This is a genomic window from Sulfitobacter sp. HI0129, from assembly GCF_001635395.1.
In the GTDB taxonomy this organism is placed as follows: domain Bacteria; phylum Pseudomonadota; class Alphaproteobacteria; order Rhodobacterales; family Rhodobacteraceae; genus Sulfitobacter.
Genome location: NZ_LWGH01000570.1, coordinates 1 through 2,276 on the forward strand (window position 1 = coordinate 1; position 2,276 = coordinate 2,276).

Consider the following 2,276-nt stretch of genomic DNA (forward strand, 5'->3'; position numbering starts at 1 on the left):
GCACCGCGCCGCCCTCCCCGCTCAGCCCGAACAGCGCGATCACCTGCGGCGTCACCGCCAGCAGCAGGGCCCAGGCCACCAACGTATAGCCCAGCACGAAAATCAGCGCGTCCCGGTAGGTGCCCCGCACCCGGTCCATCTGCCCGGCCCCGTAGTTCTGGCCGAAGATCCCGCCGATGGCCCCGGAGAGCGCGAAAATCCCGCCGAAGATCACGACCGTCAGCCGCCCCACCACGGCCCATGCCGCCACCGCGTCATCGCCATGCTGCGCCATGACCGCGGTCAGCAGATAATTCCCCACGGGCGTCGACATCTGCGTGGCGATGGCCGGCAGAGCCACCCAGAGAAAGGGCCGCGCCACCCGGCGCAGGATCGCACCACTCGGCATCGCCACGAGCCCAGTTTGGTGTACCGCAAAGTAGAGCCCCAGCGCCATCAAGCTGACCCGGAACAGCACGAGGTTGATCGCCGCCCCGTCCAGCCCCCAGCCCAGCCACAGAATGGTGATCGGATCGAGAACCAGCAGAACCAGTCCCGACAGCATGGTGATATACATGGCCTTGGCGCCGTAGCCTTCCGCCCGCAACGTGCCCGAACAGACGAGCGCCACCGCCATCATCACGATGGAGGGGATGGTGATGCCCAGATAGCGCGCCGCGAGCCGCGCGGTTTCCCCCTCCGCCCCGGCCCATGCCACCAGTTCTTGACGCCATGTCACGACAGCGGCCGCCACACCGGCCAGCAGCAGCACCGAAAACACGAGCGCCGCCCCCGCCTGTTCGCGCCCCAGCGCCCGGTGCCCCGAACCGATGCTGCGCGATATCAGCGCGGTTGACGCGATCATCAGCCCCACCCCGATGGAGACGGAAAAGAACTGGATCGCATAGGCAAAGCCGATGGCCGCCACCAGCCGTGCATCGCCAAGCTGCGATATCCACAGAAGGTTCGCGGCATCCACCAGAAAGACAAAGGTGATCCCCGTCGCCCCCGTCGCCGTCATCCGCACCACGTGACCCATGGTGGAGCCCGACAGGAAGCGGCCCGGCTCCATGCGCTATTCCGCGGGCGCAGGCAGCGCCCCGGCAAAGATCGTTTCATGCCCCGGGCGCGGATGGCGCGGGATCAGCAGCGCCAGACCCAGCGAAATCGCCGCCATCCCCGCCGCCAGCAGAAAGACCGCCGCGGGCGAGACGAGCCAGAGCAGACCCAGCAGCACCGGCAGGAAGACGGCGGCGATATGGTTGATGGTAAAGGCCACGGCGGCGGTGGGCGCGATGTCGCCCGGATCGGCGATCTTCTGGAAATAGGTCTTCAGCGCCAGCGCCAGCGCAAAGAACATATGATCGAGCACATAGAGCGTGGCCGCCACCGCAACCCCCCAACCGAGGTAATAGACCCCGCCATAGGCAAGAAAGACCGCCACCAGCCCGATGTATTCAAACCCCAGTGCCCGGCGTTCGCCGAAATACCCCACCGCGCGTCCCATCAGCGGCGCGAAGATCATGTTCGCCACAAGGTTCACCAGATACAGCAGCGTGATCTCATGTACCTCGAAGCCGAAGCGTTCGACCATCATGAAGCCCGCGAAGACGACGAAGATCTGCCGCCGCGCCCCCGACATGAACTGAAGCGCGTAGTAAAGCCAGTATCGCCGCCGCAGCACCATCTTCTTGACCTGTGGATGCGGCGCCTCGAACTGCGGATAGGCGACAAGCGCGAAAAGCGCGATTGCCACGGTCACGCCACCCCCGATGAGGTAGACAATGTTGTAGCTCAGATCGAGCGTCTCCCACAGCGCCATGATCGCGAGGTAGGCCACCAGCGTCGCCAGCGACCCCGCGGCCATCAGCCAGCCGATCATCCGCGGCGCATCCTCGATTTTCAGCCATTGCAACTGCAGCGACTGGTTCACAGTCTCGTAATAGTGAAACCCGATGGAGCTGAGCATCGTCACGGTCAGTATCCCGCCGAGGGAGGGGAACCACGCCGTCACCGCCGTCGCCGCCCCCAAGAGGATCAGCGAGACCAGCCCCAGCACCTGTTCGCGCATGAAGAGGATGATGGCGATGACACCCACGGCGAAAAAGCCGGGGATCTCGCGTACCGTATGCAGCAACCCGATGTCCGAGCCGTCGAAGTTCGCGGCCTCGATGACGAAGTTGTTCAGCAGCGCGGACCACGTGTTGAAGGCAATCGGCATCGCCAGCGCCATCAGGAACAGCAGCGCCACCGGGCGGCGCCAGAACGGCAGATCGCGCGCGTCCGCGAGTGTGATG

2 protein-coding genes are annotated in these 2,276 nt (G+C 65.2%); both read right to left on the reverse strand.

Annotation, left to right across the window (positions count from 1 at the left end):
- On the reverse strand, positions 1-1,051 hold a 1,051-nt coding region (locus A3764_RS15310; protein WP_236628212.1), incomplete at its 3' end, for an MATE family efflux transporter.
- Positions 1,052-1,054: 3 nt separating this feature from the next.
- The gene (locus tag A3764_RS15315; RefSeq protein WP_150122209.1) at positions 1,055-2,275 is read right to left on the reverse strand and encodes an MFS transporter; all 1,221 of its coding nucleotides are present in this window, start codon (positions 2,273-2,275) and stop codon (positions 1,055-1,057) included.
- Position 2,276: the final 1 nt, after the last annotated feature.